This window comes from Anaerobacillus sp. ABA4_114 (assembly GCF_056159065.1).
This window is the reverse complement of the sequence record NZ_JBSWUM010000002.1, coordinates 484841-508049: the sequence shown is the minus strand read 5'-3', so window position 1 is coordinate 508049 and position 23209 is coordinate 484841. Positions and strand designations below refer to the sequence as shown.

The 23209-nt window shown below is 35.8% G+C and carries 30 protein-coding genes; 12 read left to right on the top strand and 18 right to left on the bottom strand.

Annotation, left to right across the window (positions count from 1 at the left end; translation table 11 throughout):
* The first annotated feature begins 288 nt into the window (after window positions 1–288).
* Window positions 289–1533 (top strand): replication initiation protein, encoded by a 1245-nt coding sequence (locus ACXAEY_RS24360; protein ID WP_474816006.1) that lies wholly within the window; start codon window positions 289–291, stop codon window positions 1531–1533.
* A 66-nt stretch (window positions 1534–1599) separates the two neighbouring features.
* Here the strand turns inward: ACXAEY_RS24360 and ACXAEY_RS24355 are convergent, their stop codons facing one another.
* Entirely contained in the window at window positions 1600–2028 is a 429-nt protein-coding gene (locus ACXAEY_RS24355) for a DUF7659 family protein (protein WP_474816004.1), read from the bottom strand.
* A 207-nt stretch (window positions 2029–2235) separates the two neighbouring features.
* A complete protein-coding gene (locus ACXAEY_RS24350) occupies window positions 2236–3024 on the bottom strand; it encodes a hypothetical protein (protein WP_474816002.1) in 789 nt (262 codons plus the stop codon).
* Window positions 3025–3334: 310 nt separating this feature from the next.
* Here ACXAEY_RS24350 and ACXAEY_RS24345 point away from each other — a divergent pair, with 310 nt between their 5' ends.
* The 3 genes from ACXAEY_RS24345 to ACXAEY_RS24335 all read left to right on the top strand — a co-directional run bounded on the left by ACXAEY_RS24345 (window position 3335) and on the right by ACXAEY_RS24335 (window position 6131).
* A complete protein-coding gene (locus ACXAEY_RS24345; protein WP_474815999.1) occupies window positions 3335–4993 on the top strand; it encodes a DUF2339 domain-containing protein in 1659 nt (552 codons plus the stop codon).
* A 23-nt stretch (window positions 4994–5016) separates the two neighbouring features.
* Window positions 5017–5418, top strand: coding sequence for a hypothetical protein (locus ACXAEY_RS24340; RefSeq protein ID WP_474815998.1), 402 nt, complete (start codon window positions 5017–5019; stop codon window positions 5416–5418).
* A gap of 125 nt (window positions 5419–5543) precedes the next feature.
* A complete protein-coding gene (locus ACXAEY_RS24335) occupies window positions 5544–6131 on the top strand; it encodes an HAD-IA family hydrolase (protein WP_474815996.1) in 588 nt (195 codons plus the stop codon).
* A gap of 41 nt (window positions 6132–6172) precedes the next feature.
* Here ACXAEY_RS24335 and ACXAEY_RS24330 read toward each other — a convergent pair whose 3' ends face one another.
* Window positions 6173–6583 (bottom strand): hypothetical protein, encoded by a 411-nt coding sequence (locus tag ACXAEY_RS24330; protein ID WP_474815995.1) that lies wholly within the window; start codon window positions 6581–6583, stop codon window positions 6173–6175.
* Window positions 6584–6921: 338 nt separating this feature from the next.
* Window positions 6922–7353: a hypothetical protein gene (locus tag ACXAEY_RS24325; protein ID WP_474815993.1), complete on the bottom strand. Its 432-nt coding sequence runs from the start codon at window positions 7351–7353 to the stop codon at window positions 6922–6924.
* A 162-nt stretch (window positions 7354–7515) separates the two neighbouring features.
* Here ACXAEY_RS24325 and ACXAEY_RS24320 point away from each other — a divergent pair, with 162 nt between their 5' ends.
* The 4 genes from ACXAEY_RS24320 to ACXAEY_RS24305 all read left to right on the top strand — a co-directional run bounded on the left by ACXAEY_RS24320 (window position 7516) and on the right by ACXAEY_RS24305 (window position 11796).
* Window positions 7516–7794, top strand: a complete 279-nt coding sequence (locus ACXAEY_RS24320; protein WP_474815991.1) for a hypothetical protein — start codon at window positions 7516–7518, stop codon at window positions 7792–7794.
* Between the two features lie 92 nt (window positions 7795–7886).
* Window positions 7887–8186 (top strand): hypothetical protein, encoded by a 300-nt coding sequence (locus ACXAEY_RS24315; RefSeq protein WP_474815989.1) that lies wholly within the window; start codon window positions 7887–7889, stop codon window positions 8184–8186.
* A gap of 720 nt (window positions 8187–8906) precedes the next feature.
* The gene (locus ACXAEY_RS24310) at window positions 8907–10922 is read left to right on the top strand and encodes an outer membrane protein assembly factor BamB family protein (protein ID WP_474815987.1); all 2016 of its coding nucleotides are present in this window, start codon (window positions 8907–8909) and stop codon (window positions 10920–10922) included.
* A gap of 97 nt (window positions 10923–11019) precedes the next feature.
* Window positions 11020–11796 (top strand): uracil-DNA glycosylase family protein, encoded by a 777-nt coding sequence (locus tag ACXAEY_RS24305; RefSeq protein WP_474815985.1) that lies wholly within the window; start codon window positions 11020–11022, stop codon window positions 11794–11796.
* A gap of 103 nt (window positions 11797–11899) precedes the next feature.
* On the opposite strand, the gene ACXAEY_RS24300 is transcribed toward ACXAEY_RS24305, so the two are convergent.
* On the bottom strand, window positions 11900–12145 hold the full coding sequence (locus ACXAEY_RS24300) for a hypothetical protein (protein ID WP_474815982.1): 246 nt from the start codon (window positions 12143–12145) through the stop codon (window positions 11900–11902).
* 136 nt (window positions 12146–12281) lie between these two features.
* On the opposite strand from ACXAEY_RS24300, the gene ACXAEY_RS24295 reads away from it, so the two are divergent.
* Window positions 12282–13088 (top strand): ATP-grasp domain-containing protein, encoded by an 807-nt coding sequence (locus ACXAEY_RS24295; protein ID WP_474815980.1) that lies wholly within the window; start codon window positions 12282–12284, stop codon window positions 13086–13088.
* A gap of 154 nt (window positions 13089–13242) precedes the next feature.
* Here the strand turns inward: ACXAEY_RS24295 and ACXAEY_RS24290 are convergent, their stop codons facing one another.
* The 3 genes from ACXAEY_RS24290 to ACXAEY_RS24280 form a co-directional block, all read right to left on the bottom strand.
* Window positions 13243–13773, bottom strand: a complete 531-nt coding sequence (locus ACXAEY_RS24290) for a hypothetical protein (RefSeq protein ID WP_474815978.1) — start codon at window positions 13771–13773, stop codon at window positions 13243–13245.
* Window positions 13774–13905: 132 nt separating this feature from the next.
* The gene (locus ACXAEY_RS24285) at window positions 13906–14169 is read right to left on the bottom strand and encodes a hypothetical protein (RefSeq protein WP_474815976.1); all 264 of its coding nucleotides are present in this window, start codon (window positions 14167–14169) and stop codon (window positions 13906–13908) included.
* 93 nt (window positions 14170–14262) lie between these two features.
* Window positions 14263–14514 (bottom strand): hypothetical protein, encoded by a 252-nt coding sequence (locus ACXAEY_RS24280; RefSeq protein ID WP_474815974.1) that lies wholly within the window; start codon window positions 14512–14514, stop codon window positions 14263–14265.
* Between the two features lie 261 nt (window positions 14515–14775).
* Here ACXAEY_RS24280 and ACXAEY_RS24275 point away from each other — a divergent pair, with 261 nt between their 5' ends.
* Window positions 14776–15264: a hypothetical protein gene (locus ACXAEY_RS24275; RefSeq protein WP_474815973.1), complete on the top strand. Its 489-nt coding sequence runs from the start codon at window positions 14776–14778 to the stop codon at window positions 15262–15264.
* A 28-nt stretch (window positions 15265–15292) separates the two neighbouring features.
* Window positions 15293–15733 carry a hypothetical protein gene (locus ACXAEY_RS24270; RefSeq protein WP_474815972.1) on the top strand — a complete coding sequence of 147 codons (441 nt, stop codon included), beginning with the start codon at window positions 15293–15295 and terminating at the stop codon, window positions 15731–15733.
* A 48-nt stretch (window positions 15734–15781) separates the two neighbouring features.
* On the opposite strand, the gene ACXAEY_RS24265 is transcribed toward ACXAEY_RS24270, so the two are convergent.
* The 4 genes from ACXAEY_RS24265 to ACXAEY_RS24250 form a co-directional block, all read right to left on the bottom strand.
* On the bottom strand, window positions 15782–16009 hold the full coding sequence (locus ACXAEY_RS24265; RefSeq protein ID WP_474815970.1) for a hypothetical protein: 228 nt from the start codon (window positions 16007–16009) through the stop codon (window positions 15782–15784).
* Between the two features lie 72 nt (window positions 16010–16081).
* Window positions 16082–16522, bottom strand: a complete 441-nt coding sequence (locus tag ACXAEY_RS24260) for a hypothetical protein (protein ID WP_474815968.1) — start codon at window positions 16520–16522, stop codon at window positions 16082–16084.
* A 20-nt stretch (window positions 16523–16542) separates the two neighbouring features.
* Window positions 16543–16965, bottom strand: coding sequence for a hypothetical protein (locus tag ACXAEY_RS24255; protein WP_474815967.1), 423 nt, complete (start codon window positions 16963–16965; stop codon window positions 16543–16545).
* Window positions 16966–17093: 128 nt separating this feature from the next.
* On the bottom strand, window positions 17094–17486 hold the full coding sequence (locus ACXAEY_RS24250) for a hypothetical protein (protein ID WP_474815965.1): 393 nt from the start codon (window positions 17484–17486) through the stop codon (window positions 17094–17096).
* A 965-nt stretch (window positions 17487–18451) separates the two neighbouring features.
* Between ACXAEY_RS24250 and ACXAEY_RS24245 the strand changes: the two genes are divergently transcribed.
* Entirely contained in the window at window positions 18452–19834 is a 1383-nt protein-coding gene (locus ACXAEY_RS24245; protein ID WP_474815964.1) for a replication initiation protein, read from the top strand.
* A 164-nt stretch (window positions 19835–19998) separates the two neighbouring features.
* Here ACXAEY_RS24245 and ACXAEY_RS24240 read toward each other — a convergent pair whose 3' ends face one another.
* From ACXAEY_RS24240 to ACXAEY_RS24215, 6 genes are all read right to left on the bottom strand, one after another.
* Complete coding sequence (locus ACXAEY_RS24240; protein WP_474815962.1) at window positions 19999–20373, bottom strand: hypothetical protein; 375 nt, start codon at window positions 20371–20373, stop codon at window positions 19999–20001.
* Between the two features lie 174 nt (window positions 20374–20547).
* Window positions 20548–20754 (bottom strand): hypothetical protein, encoded by a 207-nt coding sequence (locus ACXAEY_RS24235; RefSeq protein ID WP_474815960.1) that lies wholly within the window; start codon window positions 20752–20754, stop codon window positions 20548–20550.
* A gap of 74 nt (window positions 20755–20828) precedes the next feature.
* The gene (locus ACXAEY_RS24230; protein ID WP_474815958.1) at window positions 20829–21644 is read right to left on the bottom strand and encodes a hypothetical protein; all 816 of its coding nucleotides are present in this window, start codon (window positions 21642–21644) and stop codon (window positions 20829–20831) included.
* Window positions 21645–21693: 49 nt separating this feature from the next.
* On the bottom strand, window positions 21694–22044 hold the full coding sequence (locus ACXAEY_RS24225) for a hypothetical protein (protein ID WP_474815957.1): 351 nt from the start codon (window positions 22042–22044) through the stop codon (window positions 21694–21696).
* 101 nt (window positions 22045–22145) lie between these two features.
* Window positions 22146–22526, bottom strand: a complete 381-nt coding sequence (locus ACXAEY_RS24220) for a hypothetical protein (RefSeq protein WP_474815956.1) — start codon at window positions 22524–22526, stop codon at window positions 22146–22148.
* A 130-nt stretch (window positions 22527–22656) separates the two neighbouring features.
* The gene (locus ACXAEY_RS24215) at window positions 22657–22959 is read right to left on the bottom strand and encodes a hypothetical protein (protein WP_474815954.1); all 303 of its coding nucleotides are present in this window, start codon (window positions 22957–22959) and stop codon (window positions 22657–22659) included.
* Window positions 22960–23209: the final 250 nt, after the last annotated feature.

Below are 23209 nucleotides of genomic sequence, written 5' to 3'. Positions count from 1 at the left end.
ACGCTAACTATCACTTATTTTGCGTTAACTATCACTTATTTTGCGCGTTTTCCCCTCTTCACTCTTAACTATCACCTTTTTTGCGTCTCTTTTGCTATAAACTAACTATCACCCTTTAAGCTTTTGGATACTTTCGCAACTAACTATCACTTATTTTGCGCTAACTATCACCTTTTTTGCGTTTATAAACATAGCTTTCATTATTTACACAGCATGTTGAGTAATTGTCATTTACATACTATCACCCTTATGGTAGTTTAGTGATAGTTAATTTGGGGGGCGACATTTATGAGCGGACTAAATAGTCGAACAGGTAACGAATTACAAAAAATAGATATAAAAAACTGGGTGACAAAATCTAACGATTTAATAGAAAGTACATATAAACTATCTCTGCAGGAACAAAGGATATTACTAGTTATGGCATCTAAGGTTCAGCCTAGTGATGAAACGCTGAAGACATACAGTTTCGCGGCTAGGGATTTTATCGAAATCATTGGAAACAAGAAGGGGACTGGATTTTATTCACACTTAAAAGAGATAGTTAAAGGTCTACAAACCAAAGTCCTAACCATCAGGAAAGATGGGCAAGAGCGCGATTATAGTTGGGTCATAACTTCGATATACGAAGCTAATGAAGGTTACATAACACTCCAATTTCACCCAGACCTTAAAGACCTATTCTTAGAACTCAAAGAGAAGTTTACTACATATCAACTAGAGAACGTTGTGAGGCTTAATTCTGTATACTCTATAAGGATATACGAGCTTCTGAAGCAATATGAAAAGATTAAGAAACGCCAATTAACAATGGCAGACTTGAGATCGTTGCTAGGTATTGAGCAGAACAAGTATAAGCAATATGGGCATTTTAAAAATAAAGTCCTCCTGGTTGCTCAAAATGAAATTAATCAAAAAACTGATATCCGATTCGAATTCAATGAAATCAAAACTGTAAGAAAGGTAACAAGTATTGAGTTCATCATCACTAGTAATAAGAAGGCTATCCGTCAAATAGACACCGACAGCACCGACTCATCATTAAGTGACCATAGAACGAGTAATGAGAAAGACCGGACCGATACTGACAAAGATGAAATACGTCAAATCGCATTAGAGATTGGAATCAAATTAACCGATAAAGTAATTAATCAATGGCTATCGCACCCAAAGGAGAACATCCTGAAGTTGTTGGAGACCGTTAGATATAAAGACGATATCGCAAATCCAATTGGATATATCACTACGGTGTTATCAAGGCAAGCGGATGCTGAAGGGGCGGTAAATTCAACTTCTACTAATGAACATATCGATCCCATTCAGAATGCTATTGATAACATCGTGAAGAAGTATCGTCCTAAAAATAAAGTTGCCAAAATCGATAGCTTGCCAGAATTCATCATAAAAGAAACCTCGGTTGAAGAATTCATGAAAATCATGGAGCAAGACGCTGCCGAATATACCTGGAGACAACATAAAGAAACCATTCTAACTGAAGTGAATAAACAGCGAAGAAGTATGCAGTATTCCTAATAAAGTATATAAAAAAGCAGATGGTCACAATGTCCATCTGCTTTTTCTATTAATTGTCTATCTAATTTACCTTTGCTCATTAATAGCCATTTTGAGTCCTCTCAATAGTCTTTTATCTGCATTAACCTTATCAACTGTTAGACCAAGCGCATCCAATGCAGGTTCGATATCTCCTGTATAACTGTATTCATGATTTGCAAGCTCATAGGAAAACATCTCCTTAATGAACCCTTCTCCTGTAAGATCTCCTTCAATGGCTTCATTCATTTCATTATCATGTCTAGAACGCATTTCGCTGAGTGCTTCAGCATCTGTTCGTCTTATAAAACCTCCTCCACCAACTGAGTAGATCTTGTTAGTATCATTTTTGGTTAGCCCAAGCTTTTTCATGGCTGACTCAAATTGTTCATTACTGAAGGCGAACACCATAGGAAATTTCTCCGATTCCTCAAGTTGCTTTTTTGTTAATGCGCGATAAGTTTGTGTCATTGTCATGTTTATTAGTCTCCTTCTAAATCTAATGATTTTATTTTCCTAATAATATCACCGTGTAGAAAAAGTGGTGAAAACATATTTAGAAGATTTTTTGCAAAGGCACCATTAATAGACAATTACTCTCAGCAGCATTAAAAAAAGATGCTATATTAGCACCTTTCCCTCAACTAAACCCATAGAGGTATATTAACTTGATACTCTCTCCTATCATATACGATCATCCTCTCTTTCGTAATCGTAAATTTCATCTTCGAATTCCCTTTGTAACTGACTTCTTCCCAGCTCAAAATCGATTTCATCCAGTTCAATATCGTATTGACCAGGGTGACCCCAAGCTCTCATATCGATTGCTTTTTGTTCTAATTCCTTTTTCCTTTCATACTCTTCTCTCCAACTATCTCTTTGAACCTCTCCCGAAACAACATAACTATTCGAACTATCGCCCCCATAGTCTTCAAGCCAAAATTCTTCCCTATCATCTTGGATGTCAATATACTTTTGGTTATACGAAAGACCTTTCTTTTTCCTTTTTCGGTGACGGTTGCCTCGAATAGTAATGAAACTTGCACTAATGAACAATCCTAGTGCCCAAATGATAAAAATGGGAGCGGCAGCTATCACTATTGCTCCTGGATCTTTAAGGATAAAACCACATATTACGGTAGCTAAAAACATAGAACCAAAGAAAGCAATCTTTCGCAATTTTGCGTAGTATGCCCTAGTTTTATAATCATCTTGTGAGGTTATTGGGGTAGTTTCAGGCAATTCATCACTCTTTTTCACGCCATAACGCTTAAGCATTTCTTCTTTATATTTCCTATCCTTTTCCGACCTCTTATCAAACTCTTTTTGATTCTTTTTCGATATCTTCTTATCTTTCTTCCTCCACCAAACATCAATGTACTCTCTGTTAAAAGGTAGGCGTTTCTCCCTTCTGTTAATATGTATTTTTGCTCGAACATAAATAAAGGTCCTATAGCTTAACTCTGCGACCAACGGTATTACCAACCACACCACATAGAGAGAAGGTGAAATCATAGACATTATCATGAAGAAAAAGAACCATATCACTAACTTTACATATATCATCATATTGAAGTAACGCCACCCTTCATATATTGGAGTTCAGCTCAATTATAATCTTACTGACTGAAGTATAGAATTATTTTACTGAATTTTCAGAACAAATGGGTTTTTAGTACCATGATAGATAACTATTAGCCTTTTAAGGCTAAATAATAAATGGAAAATACTATAATTAATGAATTATTCAAAGAAAAGTCTTTTCAACGGAAGGAGTGAATAAATGAAAGAACTAGAGTTTGAACAGTTGAAGAAAAAAGTAAATGTGCTTGAAAAAGAAGTAGAAGAACTAAAATCCTCACTGCACTTGAAAACTTCAGAACAAATTAGCGATAGCTCAAAACCGCACACAAATAAGGTTTCCACTCAGACAGCTAACAGCAACGATTTACAGAAATCAGTCAAAAAAGAACCTGTAGATTGGGAAAGGCACATAGGACAGGTATGGTTACCGAGAATCTTCCTATTTGTTCTCTTACTAGGGGTTGTCTGGGGATTCAAAGCAGCAACTGATATGGGAGTGATCACTGATTCTGTTAAGTGTATTCTAGGATTTTCAGTTGCAGGACTCCTCTATTGGCTAGGTGGACGCGAGGTTCATAAAGATAGGCGAGCATTAGGTATTGTTTTACTAGGAGGATCAATCAGTCTTCTAATGCTAACAACGTTTGCAGTCCATTTTATTTATGATTATATTTCGCCTACACCAGCATTTCTTTTAAACGTAATCTGGATCGCCTTAGGTGTAGTAACTGCATTAAAGAAGAACTCTCAAGCATTGGCAGTCTTCATCACAATTGGAGGGTACTTAGTTCCGTTCCTTATCGATAGTCCTGAACCAAACATTTATGTATTTGCAGGATACGAACTAATCCTATCTTTGGCAGTCATATGTTTAGCTAGATGGAAAGACCACACTGTTCTATTTTACGTGGCATTTGGATTACTTCACATTACATATGCAGTATTTAACCTGCTTGCACCTAATAATAATGATGTAATTTTGCTAATAGGTATTTTGATACAACACATTGCAATTTTGACGCTCTTCATTCCTAAAGCACGATATAGTAAACCTGCGATGAGGGCGCTATATCCTAGTTTGGGACTGACATTATTATGGAGTTATTCAATACTGAATAGTGAACAATTCGACCTCACATTGCTTGTTTCTGTAATGGTTTATGGAATTCTATCCGTTATCTTTACAATGAAAGACCATGCTTCTATGAAAGCAGGTATTGTTTTATCCATCAGCTCGCTCACGTTTATGATTTGTTTATTAAGACTATTTTCTATTGAAGAAGTTACCACACTATTGCTGATACACGGTGTCATTAGTATATTTTTAGGCTATTCTTTAAAGGCTAATTTACAACTTTATTCCGGTTTGGCTATCTATAGTATTGCAGCACTTATCACACTAAACCTAAATATCTCTCAATTCCTCTCCTACGAAACACTCTCATGGATTATGTTAATCATTACTCAATTTATGATCATGAAAATTGGAAAGGACTATGAAAGAAAAGAAGTGGTTTCTGCATTGGTAAACGTAATGGGAAGTTGTATATTGGTTAGCCTTTTAATCTTCATTTCGAAGCTTAGCATGGTAGTAACAGGCTCAATGTCTTATAACGCTCAACACCTCTTCCTTTCACTTTCCTGGACGCTTTATGCGATAATGATAGTAGGATATGGAATCCTTAGAAATAATAAGAAGTTGCGTTTAGTGGGCATTGGTATGATGTTTTTCACATTAATTAAACTGATCTTCGTTGATTTACCTGTCGTATCAATATCTGTAAGAGCTCTCTTATTTGTAGGTCTTGGGTTAGTAGGAATAGCATTATCTAGAATTTTCTATCGCAGTAATAAATAATCCTATGAACGGGGGAAATGCCGATGAAGATTTTTATTGGTCATTCAAGGGACATGGATTATGAAAAAGAGATTTATGAACCTATCAGGAATTGTGCTATCTACGACATGTTCACTTTTATCTTCCCGTACGAAAATTCCGTTCGTCGCAATGCTTCTAAAAAGGATTTGCGACAATACGACTTGTTTATTGCAGACGTATCTTCTAATTCGACCGAATTAGGAATCGAATTGGTTTGGGCAAAGATGATGAATGTTCCAATACGCCTTCTACATAAAGAAGGTACGGACCCATCACCTGCTTTACATGAGCTTTCAGAAGCCATCGAAGAATACAAAAATGAAGATGACTTTGTTAAGAAATTAACATGGTTTGTATACAAATTCGATTTGAGTCAATGTTATACGATTAAATTAGACGATTAGTCAAAGTCAAATAAAGATAGATATATTCTATACAAAAAGCAGCAGAACGCTTCTGCTGCTTTTTTACGTTCGCTCAACCAAGTTGACTTTCCTAGTAATTGGACTATAACTTTTACAAGGTGGTGATGCGTATTAGAATTTTGTGGGACTTAGATGGAACCATTGTTAATACTGTTCCTAGTTTAATAGATACATTCTGCATATTTGCTGAAAAACATTATGACATCCAAGCTGATCGAAAGGTGGTTGAGCGACTGACCAAAATAAATTCTAAGGAGCTTTTCAGTTATTATTCCATCAAACAAACTGACGAAAGCATTGAGCAATTTCGTAAAATAAATCGAAGTATACCTATTAACGAGCTTCCCCTATTTAATGGGGTTAAAGATGTATTAATGAAGAGTGAGCTCAATGTTTTAGTTACGAACAGAGAATGTTCCTCAACAGTAAAAATCCTAAAGTTTTGGAATTTAACAGATTTATTTGCTGAAGTTATTTGTGCAGATGATCAATTTCCTAAAAAGCCGGACCCAAGCTCATATGAATATGTTCACGGAAGATATAACATTGATTTAGTTATTGGCGACCGAGAACTAGATTTAATGCCAGCTAGACCTTTAGGAATCAAAACTTGTTTGTACAACAATAGAAATGTTGAGGCTGACATCCACATTTCTGATTATGGAGAATTGCTCCAACATCTACACCGTTAACAACAAAAAAGCGAGAGTTTTTCTCGCTTTTTCATCTGGTATTATTTAATTTTTGGCAGTTCTAATTCCTTTATTGCGTTAACTTTAATATCAATCTTTGCAAATATAAAAATTATAGTAGTAGTGAACAAAATACTAAATGTCTCATTGTTAACTAACGGAACCACACTCACAATAAATGCTGCGGGCAACAAAGTGGTAAAGATAAACTTAGGAAAAGTTGACTTGAATTCGTTAACGATCCGCTTCTTGTGCTCCTCAAAAATCTTCATGGATTTTCTTTCTATTTCGTGAGGATTTACTTCAGACTGTTCTATTTCTTCAAGCCTTCTAGAAACATCTTGCAAAATCTCCTTCTTCAGCTTAACCAACTTTAAATCTACGATTTTTTTAGCAAAAAGCATCATAAGGATACATGGTAATAAGAAGCTTAAAAATGCATCGTCCATCAAAATGATATATGCTAGTGCACTTGAACTGAAAAACATGAATTCCCAAAAACTAATTTTGTATACTCTTCTAATGATAAACACCAACCTTTAACTATCTTCCTTTATTATAATGCATTATCGCTATTTTTGATAATGGTAGAGTACCAAACAAGAATACTAGCAATAAAAGCCAATCCTCCAAATCAGAAACAGAGCAATTTCTCTTTATAACCCGCTACTGCATCGTGCAGCATCGGGATATGTGGTACACATATGATGTGTGGTCCACATATGGAGACTGCATTCATGTAAAAAGGCTCATCCTAAAAAGGATAAGCCGTTATAATTCATTTTCTAATTTATTTGGAAGGTTTCGATCTAAATAGAAATCTACTCACTGACGAATGACTTAAAAACCAATAAGTTCTACCATTACCTGTATCGACACTTACTCGTCCCTCAGATTCCTTTATTGTCCACCCCATTTCAGTGGCTAAAGTTATATTTTGTCTGACCAATCGTTCTCTAAATTGTTCTCTATATTTCTCATCCTTATCTTTGTATAAATGCTTTTTGAGTTGTAGGTGATTTGAGAAGACAAGGGTGTCTTTCGTATTTTTAGAACTATGCAACAAGATATACTTATTGCGCCCATCAACTGTTTCAACCTCTTCGAATGTAAAATTCTTCTCTTTACACAACTTTTCATTAACTGCCTTCATCTTTAACTCCAGTGCTTCTTTTAGCATTGCTCCAGTTAAAAGATGTTCTACTGCTTGATTGTTATACATATGATAACCTCCAAAATTTTTTTAGATTATATCATCAAATGAAGATTACAGATTATAATTCTATTGATTTCCCTTTGCATACAAAACATTTTCCCTTGGTGTACGAAAACGTAGTCATATATACTAGAAGTATTCCCCTGTTTAGCATTGGAGGCAGAGATTATGAAAGAAAAACTACAGTTAATTGTCCAAGGTGACAACGACAGTATAGGTTTATATATTAACGGCACCCTCCAACAAGAGATCCATAATACAGATAAAGTTGGCGGGGTTGTGAATGTACTATCGGAATTAATGCTACGCCATCAAATATATAGACTTGAAAAGTATCAGTTAACCTACGAAGGCTTTGCTATGTTCGAGGTAAACAATTTGAAATTCTTTGATACGATTGATAAATATGGTGAGAATGGTTTGGAATTAATAGATACTAAGGGATAGCGCCTCAATCAAACGTTTGTTTAACCGTTTTTAGCAGGTGAATCGCACTTCCGCATCGAAACTCTCCCTTATACTATTTAAGGAGTGATTTCATGGAGCACAAAGTACATAACATCATAGATGAAGTCGTTATCACAGCTAACCATAATCCTAATGGAAAAGTGAAATACCACGTTTGCTACGGGAAAGTCGATTGGGCAAAAAACGGTAAGAATCTAAAACCGGCTATCTTTATTCTAATGAGTTATGACGGGAAGATCAGTTATCAAACCCCTGCTCACTTAACACTTGATGGTGTTGGAGAATCTGATTTTGATAAGGTTATGGAAGCATTGAATTATCTAAAGAACAAATACTCTATTGATAAGAAATTTGTAGTGAAAAGTTATTGATAGGTACTTTTGGAAAAGTTTGAGCAACCTGAGATGAGGACAATGGTACAAGTGTTGTAAATACAACAAACCTTATGAGAGCAGAACAAAGCTACGATAATATATCGTAGCTTTGTTCTTTTTTACAATTATTCAAGACACAACTTTAACAGCCGTTCCCTATCTTAAAGTTAAGAATAAACTCTACTTATTAGGTTGCTTTCTTGAACGTTTTCTTACACTCCGAATAAATAACCATATAAAAATGATCGCATTCAATAGCAACAACAGTTTTATGTAGGGACCTTCTGCATAACTACTAGCAAATGCAATTAGAATAGATGACAATGCAATTCCTAGAGCTTGATAATCGTAATTACTATTTTCAATTTTGTTATTTATATGTTTCAAACCCATCTCTATGACATCTCCTTTCCACTATCTCTACACGTCTTTTTTATTTCCCTGAACCTAATGAAACTAACTAACATATGCTAATCCGCACTAAAGGTTACATATCTTTGGGACTATCTATAACAATATAATATCAAAATTAGTTGGAGTATTCCTTCAGATATCCAAAATGCGCAACTTTATAAAAATGTAATTAAATATAATTAAATTATAATACTCATTTTAATAAAAAAACATATTTTTTAACACAAATAGGTTTTTAAATTGTAAAATGGTTTTCGTGTTGATTAAGAATACAGCATAATAACTAACAACGGAGGAATCATTATGACAGCAAAGTTTGCAAAAGTGTTTTTATCGCTCATGTTATTAATGAGTATGATTATGGGAACAGGAATCAAAGGAGCGGAAGCCTTTTCTATAAGCGGTCCTCATTTAGAAGGGTCCTATTTAGAAGTTTCTCCCCATCCAACTACAGCGAGTTGGTCTAAAAACTCCGCTTACTCAACGGCATTAACGGGGGAACCAATTGAATTGTTAAAGCTAGAAGATGACACTATTTCAGTTAATCCTGTGATAGATGGAGACGGTAACATATACGTATCAACTAATAATCGTGATTTGTATTCTTTAGACCCTAATGGAAAGATTAACTGGCAAGTAAAATCTGAAGACTCTATTAAGGGCATGTTAGTTCAAGAAGATGGTCTTATTTATAACGCTTCTGGTGAACTTTACAAAGTCAGTTTGACTGACGGTAAAGAAATTATCTGGAAAGAAGATTATAAATATAATGTATCGTCTTATGCCCATGGATATGTAGGCAGTCCGATTCTAGATGATAAAGGTAACCTATTGGCTTTGAATGGTTATGGAATAATAGTTATTGATCCGAAAAGTGGACACATATTAGATAAGGTCAGCAGCCCCACCTCGTCCCCCTTCAATATTAAAAGCCTCCAAGTAAGTTCAAATGGAACAATCTACAAATACGGAGGTGGACTACAAACCTTCGGCTTTAATGCAGATAACCGAATCGAAGAAAAAGATAAACCTACTGATTCTAATGGATTCCGAGGAAGGTATACTTTATTACCCAATAACGAAGTAGCGATGTCCTCTTACTTGTTGAAAATCTGGGATGGTAAAGAAAAAAATGTATTGGACATCTTTCAAAATGACTCCGGTGGACAATCTACCTTAGAACCAACATATAACGTAGGTGAAGACACTGTTCTTGTTGTTTCTAAAGAACCCAACTCGCTAGTAAGCTTTAAACGTGATGGTAATATAAAATGGGAGTACCCTAACCATTTTGTTTCATCTCCTATTATTGATAAAGATGGTAACATTGTCCTTTATGAAAATGTAGGTGGGAAAATTCATTTAACAGTATTGAAACCGTACTCTACTCAGAATCTCAACAGAGTCGTTTACAGTAAAGAACTTCCGCTAGCACGATATATTTCTAGTGGAAGTGGGAGTGAATTGGAACCCATAATTCTAAAAGATGGTGGTGTTCTAGCAACAACATACGACCGTGTTTATAAAGTTGAAGGAAATGCCGAGCCAACACCAGAACCTACACCGGAACCCGCTCCTGAGCCGACTCCAGAACCAAACCTAGTAACAGTATTCGATGATGCTAATATGTATGACAACCCTACTTTCAATGACAATGCTAAGAAAACAGTTTATGAGTACGTTGAAAAGAAAGATGGTTGGTATAAAGTAATTACTGCTCCTGGTCATACTAAATGGATCAATGGAGATAATGCTATCGAAGGCGACATCATTACAGATGAACAAGTATTAACTCTTACTAGAGATAGCTTTGGTCATGTTAGTCCTTTCCATCACTCTGACAAGAGCGGTGATGTACTGAAAAAAGACCAACAAGTCACTGTTAAAGGGCAAATTGGTAACTGGTACTTGACTGACATTAACGGTAGCGATGTTTGGTTTAATCAAGACGCTTCTCAGGTTCACAACTTTGTTTACAATCAACTATACGATACTGCAGATACTTCCTCCCCTAATGCAAACGGAGGCGTTGCAGCGCAGGATCTTAATCTAAAAGATCTAGTCATTAAAGACAATGGTGATGTATGGTACAAAATCCAAACTTGGAAAGGGGACCTATTCATCCCTGGTGACGAGACAGGATTCCATTTTGTCGAAGACATGACTGCTAGTTATGACGTTGACACTAAGATTGAGTTCTATGAAACTCCGTTCAAGGAAACTCCTTCAAAGACGGAAGATACAGGAACGTTAACTCTAACTCAGAAATGGCAGAATTGGTATTATGCTGATGGGTTGGGATGGTTCCAATTTAACTAAGAACTATCGAAACGATGAAAGACACATTCTTAATGAATGTGTCTTTTCTTTTTATGGTGTAAAATAATATCATAATAACTTTATGGGAGATGATATCTTGGCTATTGTAGGTTACTCAAATTTTTCTTCATATAAAAATGAAATTCTATCTTTAGATAAGGTATCTAAGGAAACTATATTAACTGATAAATTTCTAATGAAACAAAGTGATGATCAAAAAATAAAAGTATACTATGCTCCATTCGAACACCTCAACAAGAAAGCAAAAGTTGTGATTGTTGGCATCACTCCTGGATTAAGCCAAATGATAAAAACCTACGAAACGTTATCCTCTTTAAAGGCTGCATCCCTTAGTGATGAAGAAATGCTACAAGAAATTAAAAATCAATCTAGTTTTGAGGGACAAATGAGAAAAGCCTTAGTAGAACTGTTAAACGAATTAGGTTTACATACAAAATTAGGCATTTCTACAACCAATGACCTTTTTGATGAACATTGTGACTTAGTCCACACGACATCAGTTCTCCCTTATCCAGTTTTCTATTACAAAAAAGATAAAAGAGAAGACTATAACGGCAGACAGACAGATGTTATTAATAAAGACTTTTTATTGGATCAAGTGGTAAGTCACTTGCCTAGAGAAATAAATACTATGCAAAACCCATTAGTTATTCCTCTAGGTGGAGCTGCTAACCAAGCCGTTTCCTATTTAGAAGAGAAGGGTTACCTCTCTAACCAAACCATACTTAAAAACTTCCCTCACACTTCAAGTGCGAACCGAAATCATATGAAGCCTAGATTTGATAAGCACTACGAAGAAATGCTGGAGACAATCAAAGAACATTTTCGCTATAAAGATGCTTCGAACGCATGAGATAGCATAAAAGCAAAGTTAAAAATTAAAGACGTCATATAAAAAACGGTCAAAGACATTAGTCTCTGACCGTTTTATTACACTTTTTTGAAATTAAATCTGATTACGATTTAACCCCCATTACGTCCCTCACACCATTTAGTAATACAAATTCGGCAGCACCTTTAGCTGTAACAAAACCCATATCTTTATGGTTTGGCGTATCTACGACGATCATACGATTTTTTAGAAAAGTGAATTGGATTCCTCCCCACTCAAATGTGTACTCCCTGCCAGAATCTACGTGGGTCTGAAGTCTATACGCCATGTCCTTAATCTCTTTCATTAAAAAATCATCTTTTTTCCCCATCCGTTTCCCCTCCTAAACTTTTACTCTCATTATCGCCCCTTTATATATATTAATACTTACTCCAGAGCAGTTTGTAGCAAAACATTGACTTACTCCATTGTTTCACTTAAAAAAGGAGCGCCTAGGAGGTGTTCTTTTGACAAGTAGACCGTTTCTTTCTCTCATACAGAAGCATTCTCTCAAACGAGGTTTTAGTTTCTACTCAGTTATTCCTGATTACGTTTATCGGGTCCAAAAAGGAAAAACATCCTTTATCATGCAGGATGTTGATCCAGGTCTGAATAGAACCTCTTCATTCAAGGTAACGAAGTCCAAATCACAGTGCTACTCTATTCTATACTCAATGGATATACCAGCGGTCGAACACATCTTTCTTCCCAACCCCACTTCTAATCGTACTGCAGAATCTTCATATGATGTAGCTAATCAATATTTCGAGCGATATAAAGATGTAGTCATAAAGCCTGATAACGGCGGAGGTGGTTCGAATGTACATAGGATCAAAACTATGGAACAACTCACTGAATGTTTGAATGACTTTTACGCTTTAGAAAAGAAAGTAGTCATTTCCCCTTACTTAGAGTCCCCTTTTGAGTACCGCACTACGGTATTGAATGGGGAACCGAGACTAACTTTTGCAAAAGAAAAGTACGGCTCTTGGAGGCATAACTTATCAGGAAATGGCGGAGCAAAAATAGTAAATGATATAAATGTTGAGGATCTAAAAGCTATAGAAGAGCTTGCTGTGAATGCTGCCAATGCTTTAGGGCTGAAATTTTGTACTGTTGATATATTTAGAACCGAGACTGGATTGCATGTGATTGAAGCGAACACTTCCGTCTACCTCTCCCACTATGCTAAGTTAGGAACAGAGGAATCCGAAACAGTAGGTACTATCTACGCAGATGCTTTAACTCTTCGTTATGAAGATGAAAAAAAGTAACGTACTGTTACTTTTTTCTTATCTCAGTTTAACAACTCTATTGATATCTTACCTCAGGAAAATCTTTGACTGAATCCTGTTCTCTACTGTTGTAAAAAAGAATCGGGAACGTATCCATTTAGGAACAGTTCCCGACCCTTAGACAAATATAATACTAGTTTCTTTGCTGAATGATGGAGTTAGCGATCTTCACCATATCTTCCTGTTTAAAAGGAGAATCTTGCTCAGCTGGGACGACGCTTTGTATCGAATATAAAGCGTTTTTATTTTCGCTCAACCACATCAGTCTCGATATCCCCCCACCTTCACTGTATAATGCTTTAATTTCGTTATCGAGTTCCAGATTCGAATCTTCCCGGAAAGATACGTCTATTCCTTTTTGGTCTTTAATATATAAATTTAGACGTCTCTCTTCTTCTGCATAATAAAAGTCAACACCGTTAGGTTCCAGTTTCGTTTCTGTCACCGCTTCAACTTTTAATATATCAAGAGGTATCACTTCCATGTTTGGAACTGTTATCTCATTCCTAAATTCCTCTGGGAGTTTTTCTAATTCAGTTTTCACTTCTGGATATTTTTCTTCAAGCTTTACTAGTTCATTTTCAGTAGAGCTGCCACCGCCAGTATTACAAGCAGTCAGGACAACCAATAACCCAAGCATCAGATAGAGTAGTTTTAATTTCATATGTATAACCCTCCCATTAAATATAACGAGATGAAACTGAAAAAGTTACAAATTAATAGAAATCCACTACTACAATACGTTTTGACATAGCTTTTTCTTATATCAACTTTTTCAAGTCCTTTAAAGCGTATTTTAAAGTAGCCACCCCAAAATAAAGTTTACTAGTCCGACCGCAGCCGCTATTCGCTTAACCTTCTTATTCGTCTTAGGTTTTAATAGTAGAGAGATTAAAAAACCTAAAGGTATATAAACCACATTAAGCGTTAGGGTGAACGAACCTAATAGATAATATCCGAATAACTTGATATATAGGAATCTCTCTTCTTCCCCTTTTTTCTTATACAAGAAGTAAATAGTACCTAATACAATTAACCACCAAGCAAATAATATGTACATGACAAAACCTCCTCTCCTTTCTTCCTTTTTGTAAGAAATAGAATACTCATTTCACGAAAAAAAGACCGATTGCGAAATCGATCCTTTGAGGTATCATTTTCTGTTCTTTGATCTTAGATACTGGATAAGGTTATTTCCGTTGAATTCCCCTATGCCTTCTAACACATATAGAAGATCATCCACTTTGGAATTATATAGTGATTCACCCTTTAATAATACTACTCCATCTACACCGTTTACTCTTGCCACGACATTCATATCTCTTCTTTCAACAACTTCAAATCCGCCCATTTTGACCAATTCCAAACCAGTTATCATGTTATTGAATTTCTGTTGGATTGTCATGTTATTCCCTCCAAGGTTTTTTCTATTTTAGAATGACTTTCTCCCAAGTCAACATAAATTCTAAAAAAATGCCTTGGTACAACCCTTACCATTTATTAATATTATTAAAATATATGTTTTATTAAATTATTAGTTTAATTGCTTGCTTTTGCTATGATATAATTCTTTTTAACATATTGTTTTCAATAATTAACAATCGCTCGCCATACATAAGACGCCAATATATCAATTCAAATTACAGGAAACAGGGAGTGTTTCAAGATGTCGGTACTAGCACCTGAAAAAATTCAAGAACAAGAAACTCAAAACCTCAAGGATTCTATTATTCCAGATTACAGCAAACACGAAGCTTCGTTACAAGAATCTCTATCAGAAATGTACAAACACAAAGAAATCATTCAAGAGCTGCAAGAGAAGGTAAAGATGTTCAAAGAAGATGCAGAACATATCTTAGATAAGATGGGGACTGACGAATATGTATATGAGTTACCTAATGGCGAATTCGCTATTATGAGAAAGAGATACACAACTAAAGAAAAATTAAATAAGGAATCTCTTGCTCACGCACTTCATATGTCTGTTGATGATATTAAGACGCCTTGGGACATATCCTTTTTAACTCACAAAGGTAAGCTAACACCCAAAATGGTTAAGGATCATACAGAAGAAGAGACCAAAACAAAGAAGAAGATTTCTAAGAGAAAGACTAATCCACTCAACAAAAAGAAACATAAAAAGAAATCATTTTGATTCAAGCTAATGGGAGGAGGACTTTTCTATGAGGGTAAAAAAGACTGACTTTACGGTGATAAAAGAAGCCGAAAGTGCAGGAATGATGGCATCTACTACCAACATCGTAAGACGTGAGAGAACCGTATTAACTGACGAGCTTAGTCTCTATTTTAGAAGATCATTTCCCAACTTCAAAAGCATGTATTCTGATGACGAAGCTGAAGAGGTTTTAGACATACTTAATACTTACATCAAGGAGTCGATGGAGAGGCGCCCATTAGACTTTCCGGTATCCTCTTCTACAGATGTTCACTTACTACCCATTTCTCAAAACCTGCAGCTAGAAGTAATGATCATGGATGAGTATTATGGAGACGGTGATTACTGCAAATGTGTAGAAATGGGCGCATTTCTGATAAATGAAGATACGACAAAAAGGGATGTTGACTCGCTCATACATTTCTTTAAGAAACTCTCACTAATATAAATAAGCAGAGCAAAGCTCTGCTTATTTAAAAAGAACAGTATGGGGCAGTTACTTAACTTCCCTTTTGTTTTGTTTCCAATGCTTACTTCTATTGGAGCGAACCTGGTTTAAATTATTCGCTCCTTCAGCACCTTTAGCATGGCATTCTCTACAAATGCCTTTTCTTCTATTCTTACCCTTTTTCTTGTACTTTTGACCGAGAGCTTCAAAACTCTTTCTTTTTTTATCTTGTCCACAAACACTGCATATATATTTACAATTCTTCTTTTTCCCCATCTACTCACCTCGCTTATTCCCCCTTATGGGTATAAGCGATATATCACAAAATTATCTCCTCGCAACTACTCACTAATCATTCTTATCATCAATGATTTTCTTTAGATCTTTGTAATCTTTAACAACATTTCTTTCGTGCATTGGGTTTGCTCCTTCTAACACAGCTCTAACGACTTTACCCATGCTACCGTAGTCTTCTCTGTAGGCTTCTATTCTCTGCATTCTAAGACGTTCTCTTTCCTCTGGATCTTGCAAAAGCCTCAAAGTATCTTCTAGAAATTCGAAAAAGACTTCGTCCTCGACATGGTATAGGTCGATATACGTCCCTGTTTGCTCATACTCATGCAACAACTCATTGTATGCATAAGTCTTCTTTGGAGTGCCAAGTCCTTTTTTATTATAGAAATCCATTTTCAAGTTATGTACTAATTGATTGAATCGAGTATCGGGTTGCAGTTCCCAGATCTGCTCAATAACTTTTAGAAACGGTGCAATTCTTTCTTTTTTTCTCATGGTCTATCACCCTCCATTTATTAATCCATTCCTCCGCCACCGGAATCAGAACTTCCACCACTACTACCTCCACCACTAAAAGATGAAGATGAATCACTTGATGAGTAATCGAAAGAACGACTTGCTCCCGCTCCTCCAGAACTTCCTCCCCAGCCAGAACTTGTTTGTCGATTGTCAGTTTCGTTATGTTCGCTATCCCAAGATGAGAAGTGATTTAAGTTCTGTTCATAAGGTTGCTGATGAGACCTATTTGTATTGTACGAACCCCTTCTGTTAGAGCTGTTGTGCGGTCCTACCGACTTGTTCGTATTGCCGATTGGCATTTTCTCTAGATTAACCGAATAGTGACGGTTCCGCTGTTTATTCCTTTTGCTAGAAATATCCTTGCGCAACCAAATAATACTTACGGTAATCATAGCGATAAAAAAGAAACCCCAAATCATAAGTTAAAGCCCCCTTACTTTTTATACAGTAAACAAAACATTCTGTAGGAAAGCAATGATGGGCTCATGCTTTTTCTTAACAAAGCTACCAAATAAAAAAACTCAGCATGATTTGCTGAGTAAGGAACCTATCTTCTTGTGTACGCTCTCTTATTTTCAAAGTGAACCCAATTGGCTTCTAGAATTTGTTCCTGGGTATCTGTAAGTAAAAACTGCTCTGTTGTATATGGGTTAAAATATATTTCTCTCATATCCTCTGGATTTACCTTCTCACACCCAACAAAGGTTCCTTTAACATAGGCACATACGCCCTTACGTTGCTTTTTAATGATTTCCAACCTCGGCTTTTGTTGAACACGGAACTCAGCATCTTTAAGCTGTATGGGTACATCTTTAGCGTACGCAACCACAATCCCATTTTTTCTTATCGAATATCCACCTTTATGCAGATTGTAATATATATGTACAACGTCTCCTATATTTAACTCTTTACCTTCTCTAATAATCAATTGATTTAACATTAATACTCTCCCCTCTCCACTGATCAATAATTTTTAAAATACTAGCACAAGGGTTTAATTTGAGGGAGAAATTCTATTTATTATTTAAATTTATGAAACCATAGGGCAACCAATAGCAGATAAAGGCTAGCCTTATAGTTGTAACTGCCATAATCATTAATACACCTCAGTATCTTCGGCTACCTCAAAGGGGTTTGTTTATTATGAACTGTCTATTTTGTATTGGAACTCAACTCTCATCTATAAGCTACCTAAAAAGGGTCTAGTATAAACCCTTCCTCTCTGTTTACATGTTACATATGTTTCTATTGCTTTCAGTGTTTCTTTGTTTAAGGCTTGAAAATATATTGATATGGATAGGGTTTGAGCGTTTTAAAGCTACGTATAAAGGGTTAATGGCTACTTAAAGAGGGTGATACGCTACTCAGACAGGGTAAAAGGTTAGTCATAAAGGGTGAAGGGTGTAGTTAAACGGGGTGAAAGGTGTACAAAAGGAGGGTCTGTCTATTTTGAACCATTTTTTCCATAGTGATAGGCTACCTAAAAGGGGTATTCGATAAATGAAAGGTTATAAGACCCTGCTTTCTACCTTTTGATAAGCTTTTTATTGGGCATGACCCTCTTTAGGTAACCTTTCTATATTGTTCTAGGTACCTATTCTCTATCGAAGCCAAGTCTCTACCCTCTTTAGGTAGCCTTTAGTTTCAGAAACGATACGAGAAAAAATTTTTTGACCCCTTTTGAGTAACCTTTAAGTTTCCTCTTCACCCCTTTTAGGTAGCTAATAGCAAACAAATCCCTTTACATCACCATCTGCAAGACCCCTTTTGAGTGTCCCTAATCTTTACCCTTCACCCCTTCTAGGTAACCTTTTCTTAAGGGGTTTTGAGGTGAAAAAATTGTCTAGATTTCTAGCATTCTTTGTACTATATTTGACGTAGAATCTCTCACGAAAGGGTGTCACTATGTCGACAGAAACTGAACAAGAGCAATTAACATTCGACTCTGAATTAGCTGAGATCAAGCCGCACTATGTCGTGAACCAGTCGAACGAGTTAATAAACTCAAGACAAGATTTGACACTTACGGAGCGAAGAATTATTTTTTCTCTAATTAGCTTGGTCCAGCCTGAAGATGAAGAGATGAAAACATACATACTTCCCATCAGAGAACTAGCAGAATTAGTGGGGATTACCGAAAAGAGCTTTTATGACCGTGTCGAAAAGACAGTAGATAACTTGCAAAGCAAGGTCCTCGTTCTCGAAAAAATAAGCCCCAAAGGAAAATTACTAGTAGTCGATAAAATAAATTGGATCCAACAAGCCACATACCTCAAAGGTGAAGGTTTAGTTCGCATCAAGCTTTCTGATGCGTTAGCAGAACATCTTGTGAAACTGACCTCATTTACAAAATACCAGTTATTTAACGTTCTTCAGTTGAGATCAGACTACTCATGGAGGATGTACGAAATCCTCAAGGAGAAACAGCCTCTTCAGAAAAAGCGAATCATTCGCATTTCAGAGCTTCGTCGTTTATTGAATATCCCTGATGACAAGCTTACAGAAACGAAGAACTTGAAGCGAGTTGTTTTGGAAAGAGCGAGGAAAGAGTTAAAAGAGAAAACAGATGTCTATTTCGAGTACGAGCCTTATAAAAAAGTTGGGCGCAAGATCGACTCTTACATCTTTTACATCTACCGAAATGAGAAAAACATCAGGAAGTTCCAAACAAAAGAAGCGGTTGATTTTGATGTAAGAAACCTGCTGAATCGATTAATGAAATACGGCATTAAACGCACGACAGCTGCTAGCTTTGTAAAAGATTATCACCCGAATTATTTGGAGGAGAATCTTACATATGCTCTCAGAATGACAGAAGGCGACAACAACATCAAAAACTTAGGCGGATATATAGTGAAGGGGATTCAACATAATTACGCAAACTCTTCCTACACCTATACGGAAAACGATTACGAATCAAGCTTATTTTCGATGGCTGCTGGAGACTATATTCAAAAGATTAAAGAGTTGAATCAAAAGGACGTCGAACGCTTATCAGAGTTATACGAGAAATACAGACAAGCCTTATTACAGGCTGCTAACAATGGTGATTCGGACACAATCAAAGAGTTAGGCTCTCAGCGAGACAATCAGATATACGCTACTCTAGATAAGATATACATCTTCCGTAAGAAGCACCAGTACCCACAACTTTCACGATCTGATTTTGAGGATACTAAGGATTTAATACACTACTTCCAAAAATGGAGTGACAGTGAGATCCCCTCTAAGATAGAGAAGGTATCCACGGTAAGCGAGAACTCTGAATATATCGATGTTCCATATTAAAGACGAATGAAGACTTTACGCAAAGTGCGTAGAGTCTTCTTTAATATCTCGCCCCTTTTAGGTAGCTTAAAGCTTTTGGATTTCTAACACAGCCTTTATCATAAACAAAACCTGTACCACCTAAAGATAACTCAACGGTGTACAGGTTTTTTAATTTAGAATGTCTATCGCTTTTGCTCTCCCATTTTTCTTAACCCAATACTTAAAAACAATAGGGCTAGTACGAATAGGTGGAGAGAACCTGAAAGGTTTTCCGATAATGCCTCTTCAAATATAATCTTTATGCCAAAAATTATAAGTGCGAGTATCATAACCAATATTGGGCTATGTCTCTTTACGAAAATACTTATAGTAAGTTTCTCATTCTTTTTCTTATATGAGTCCACGATATGCTTAATACTAATAAGTGCGCCGATTAACATTAGAAGCAACGCTGACGTCATTAAACCTGTGTATGTGCCGCTTTGTTCTGGAGGTAGAAACATTGCGATCGGAACCAATGCCAAAGCGACCATGGTAAGGATAATGGGTTTCATCATTTTCAACACTCCTTCACCCTAATTATGATGCTTCTTCACTTTATAGTAAAGAACTTCCTTATTCACAGCAAAATAAAAAAGCCAGATGGTTAATCCGGCTATATACTAAAATATCGCTTCTTATATATGAATCTTTAAAACTTGATACATTGGACTTTCGAACATTTTCCCTTTCTATTTTTCCACTACAGACTTCGGCTTATCTTCATCCGCTTTCTGCAGAGCCTCTAAGGTGTCTCCGGTAATTTGTGTAACTTCTCCTTTTTTGAGAATCTCTTCATTACTCATATTTTCTATCTTCATAACTGCCTCATCTTCTGTTTTAGCCTCTACCTCGATGTTAAAATCATTATAGATTGTTCCGTATACGACGAATTTCATTGTTATTCCTCCTCTAGAGTTTTGGTTTATTCTAATCTTCTTGCTCGATTTAATCTTCAGTAGCAAATCGCTTCTTATAAATGAATTCGAAGATCTTGATACAATTGTTTGTCCATGTAGCATAGATCTTGTCTCCACTTATTGTCATACATTAGGTACTCCACTTCGACCTTACTATTATCAAATGTACATTCCTTTTTAGAATGCAGTAGGAAATGACCTTGCATCCCTTTTATTTGATACGCTTTATCAAATTTGTTGGACTTCCGAACTTTCCCCTTTTCGAGGTTCGTTCTATATATTTTCTGACCAGACTTATCGAAGCTGATAATCTTATCGTTCTCGACAAGTTTTAAGAATAGATTATATATAAAATCTTGTTCAACCTCTTTTAACTTTCCATCTAAAGAGTTAATACCTGTTCTAACAGAATACAAAGCGCTGTCCGGCTTGTACAGATTGCTTTTCTTAGTTTTAAACTTAGAAAGGATATTGAATTCGATATCTAATTTTCGCTCATTTAATAATTCCTTAAACTCCTCTTCTGTATAGTTCATCACTTCATCGTAGGTATCAATTGTACGTAAGCGAAAGATATTGCTCTTTTTTAGGTTTTCCTCAATCTCTTCAACGCTTTCTTTCTTAATGTATCCAGAAACTTGGTCTGGATGAAAGTACAGTCCTTCCGCTCCACGGAAGCCCCTTTTAGCAGAACCGGAAAAGCGGGATTGCTCAATTTCGAAACCAAGTTGGTTTAGTTGTTTGATTGCTTCATTATCAAATTCTTCTCGATCTTCTTGATTATCCCAACCAAGTTCTCCTCTTCTATATGATTCAGTATGGATTCTAAAATAAGTTTTTACATATATGCTTTTATCCTGAATATTCATTTGAACGACCGACTCCTTAAGTAAAGTTAGTATTTTATGATAGGTAAACTTACAGATAAACCAAAGAATCGTTACGGAATAGAGTTACATATTCTTCTCCTCTTGCTTCCTCAATTATATTCTTTAACTTTCTTTTCAACTCTAGTGTACTACTGAAATGCTTAAGATGATGATAGTCTACAGAACCATCTGGTACCATGTACGTCACAGTCCAGGCACATTCTTTTCTGTATTTATCGAACTCCTCATAAGTAACATTACTGGACTTAGGAAAGTATCCAACTAAGAAATCCACTGACTCAATTCCTTGGTCAATTTTTAATTCATTCAGGTCTTTATATTCAAGGAACGTATCGTTATCCTCTTGAATAAATGTTGTGTCCGTAAATTTAGTGTTCATTCAATATCACTCCATCATATATAGTCTATTTGTTTAAAGGCTAACCTGTTCAATGTTGTAGAATTACTATTTACCTCAGTTGCTCACACTTCATTTTTTGGTTACACAATGTCCTCCTCATCAACGAACGAGTCGAACATTCCAAGGACAAATTCATGTTGAGGTTTCCCTAATTTTAAAGAAATCTTATAAGGTCTAGTTAGACATTTTATAAAAGCTTGTTTGCCTTCGATATTTTCATTTTCGAATTCGACTCCCACTTGCATACCTTCTAACGTGTGTAATTGATCTTCTCGATTAATTCCACATTCCATAGCATAATTTTCTACAAACGCAGATCTTTCGCAGAATACGGTATCACTCATACCTTTTACTGGACGGTGGTTTTTGTAATAGTGACCAACTACAATAGTCCCTCCATCATTAAAACCGTATCGCTTGTTGAGGTAGATTGCCTTAATCTTTGTAATCATTTCTTTCATAATTGTTGCCTCCTAAATTTTTTAAGATTATATCACCATCTCAGCAACACGTAAGAAAAGAAAACGATTTTTTTCAACTAAAAAAGACGCCGGTTAAGCGCCTGATAACTAATACAATTATTCTATGTGATTATCGGAATATAGGTCCACCTTGTGACCACTTACCCCTTTCCACATCCGAAAGGGTAAACTTTATTTGTATATCGTTCATTCTAAGTTGCTCAAAGACCTCTTCAATTGAGGTGATGAGGATGGTAGTATCATCTCGCACAAAACCCATATGTACCCCTTTATATTCCATAAATCCGCCTTGTAGCTCTAGGTCTTCCATAACTTTTTGTACTACCAGCCTTGGTATTTCATCTCGAACTTCTTTTGAGAATTTGTTACCTATTTCCGCGCACATTGCAATGTTCCAATCTATACTTTCCACCTGTCCACCCCTTTTCATTTTTTAGGAAAAAATCATTAAATTTAGTATGTGCCTCTCGAAGAAAATTATTCATCATTTCAATCAAAGGGTTACTAGAGTCTTCTTTGTTCAAGTATTGATAATATAGTAAGTGCCTATACTACTTAGTGTAATTTAAGAGAATAGAGTAATAATTAATGAAAGCGACTGATTGCGAGAAGTTGATATAAGCAAAACCTAAAATAACGAAAAGGTGATTGTCATTTTCATA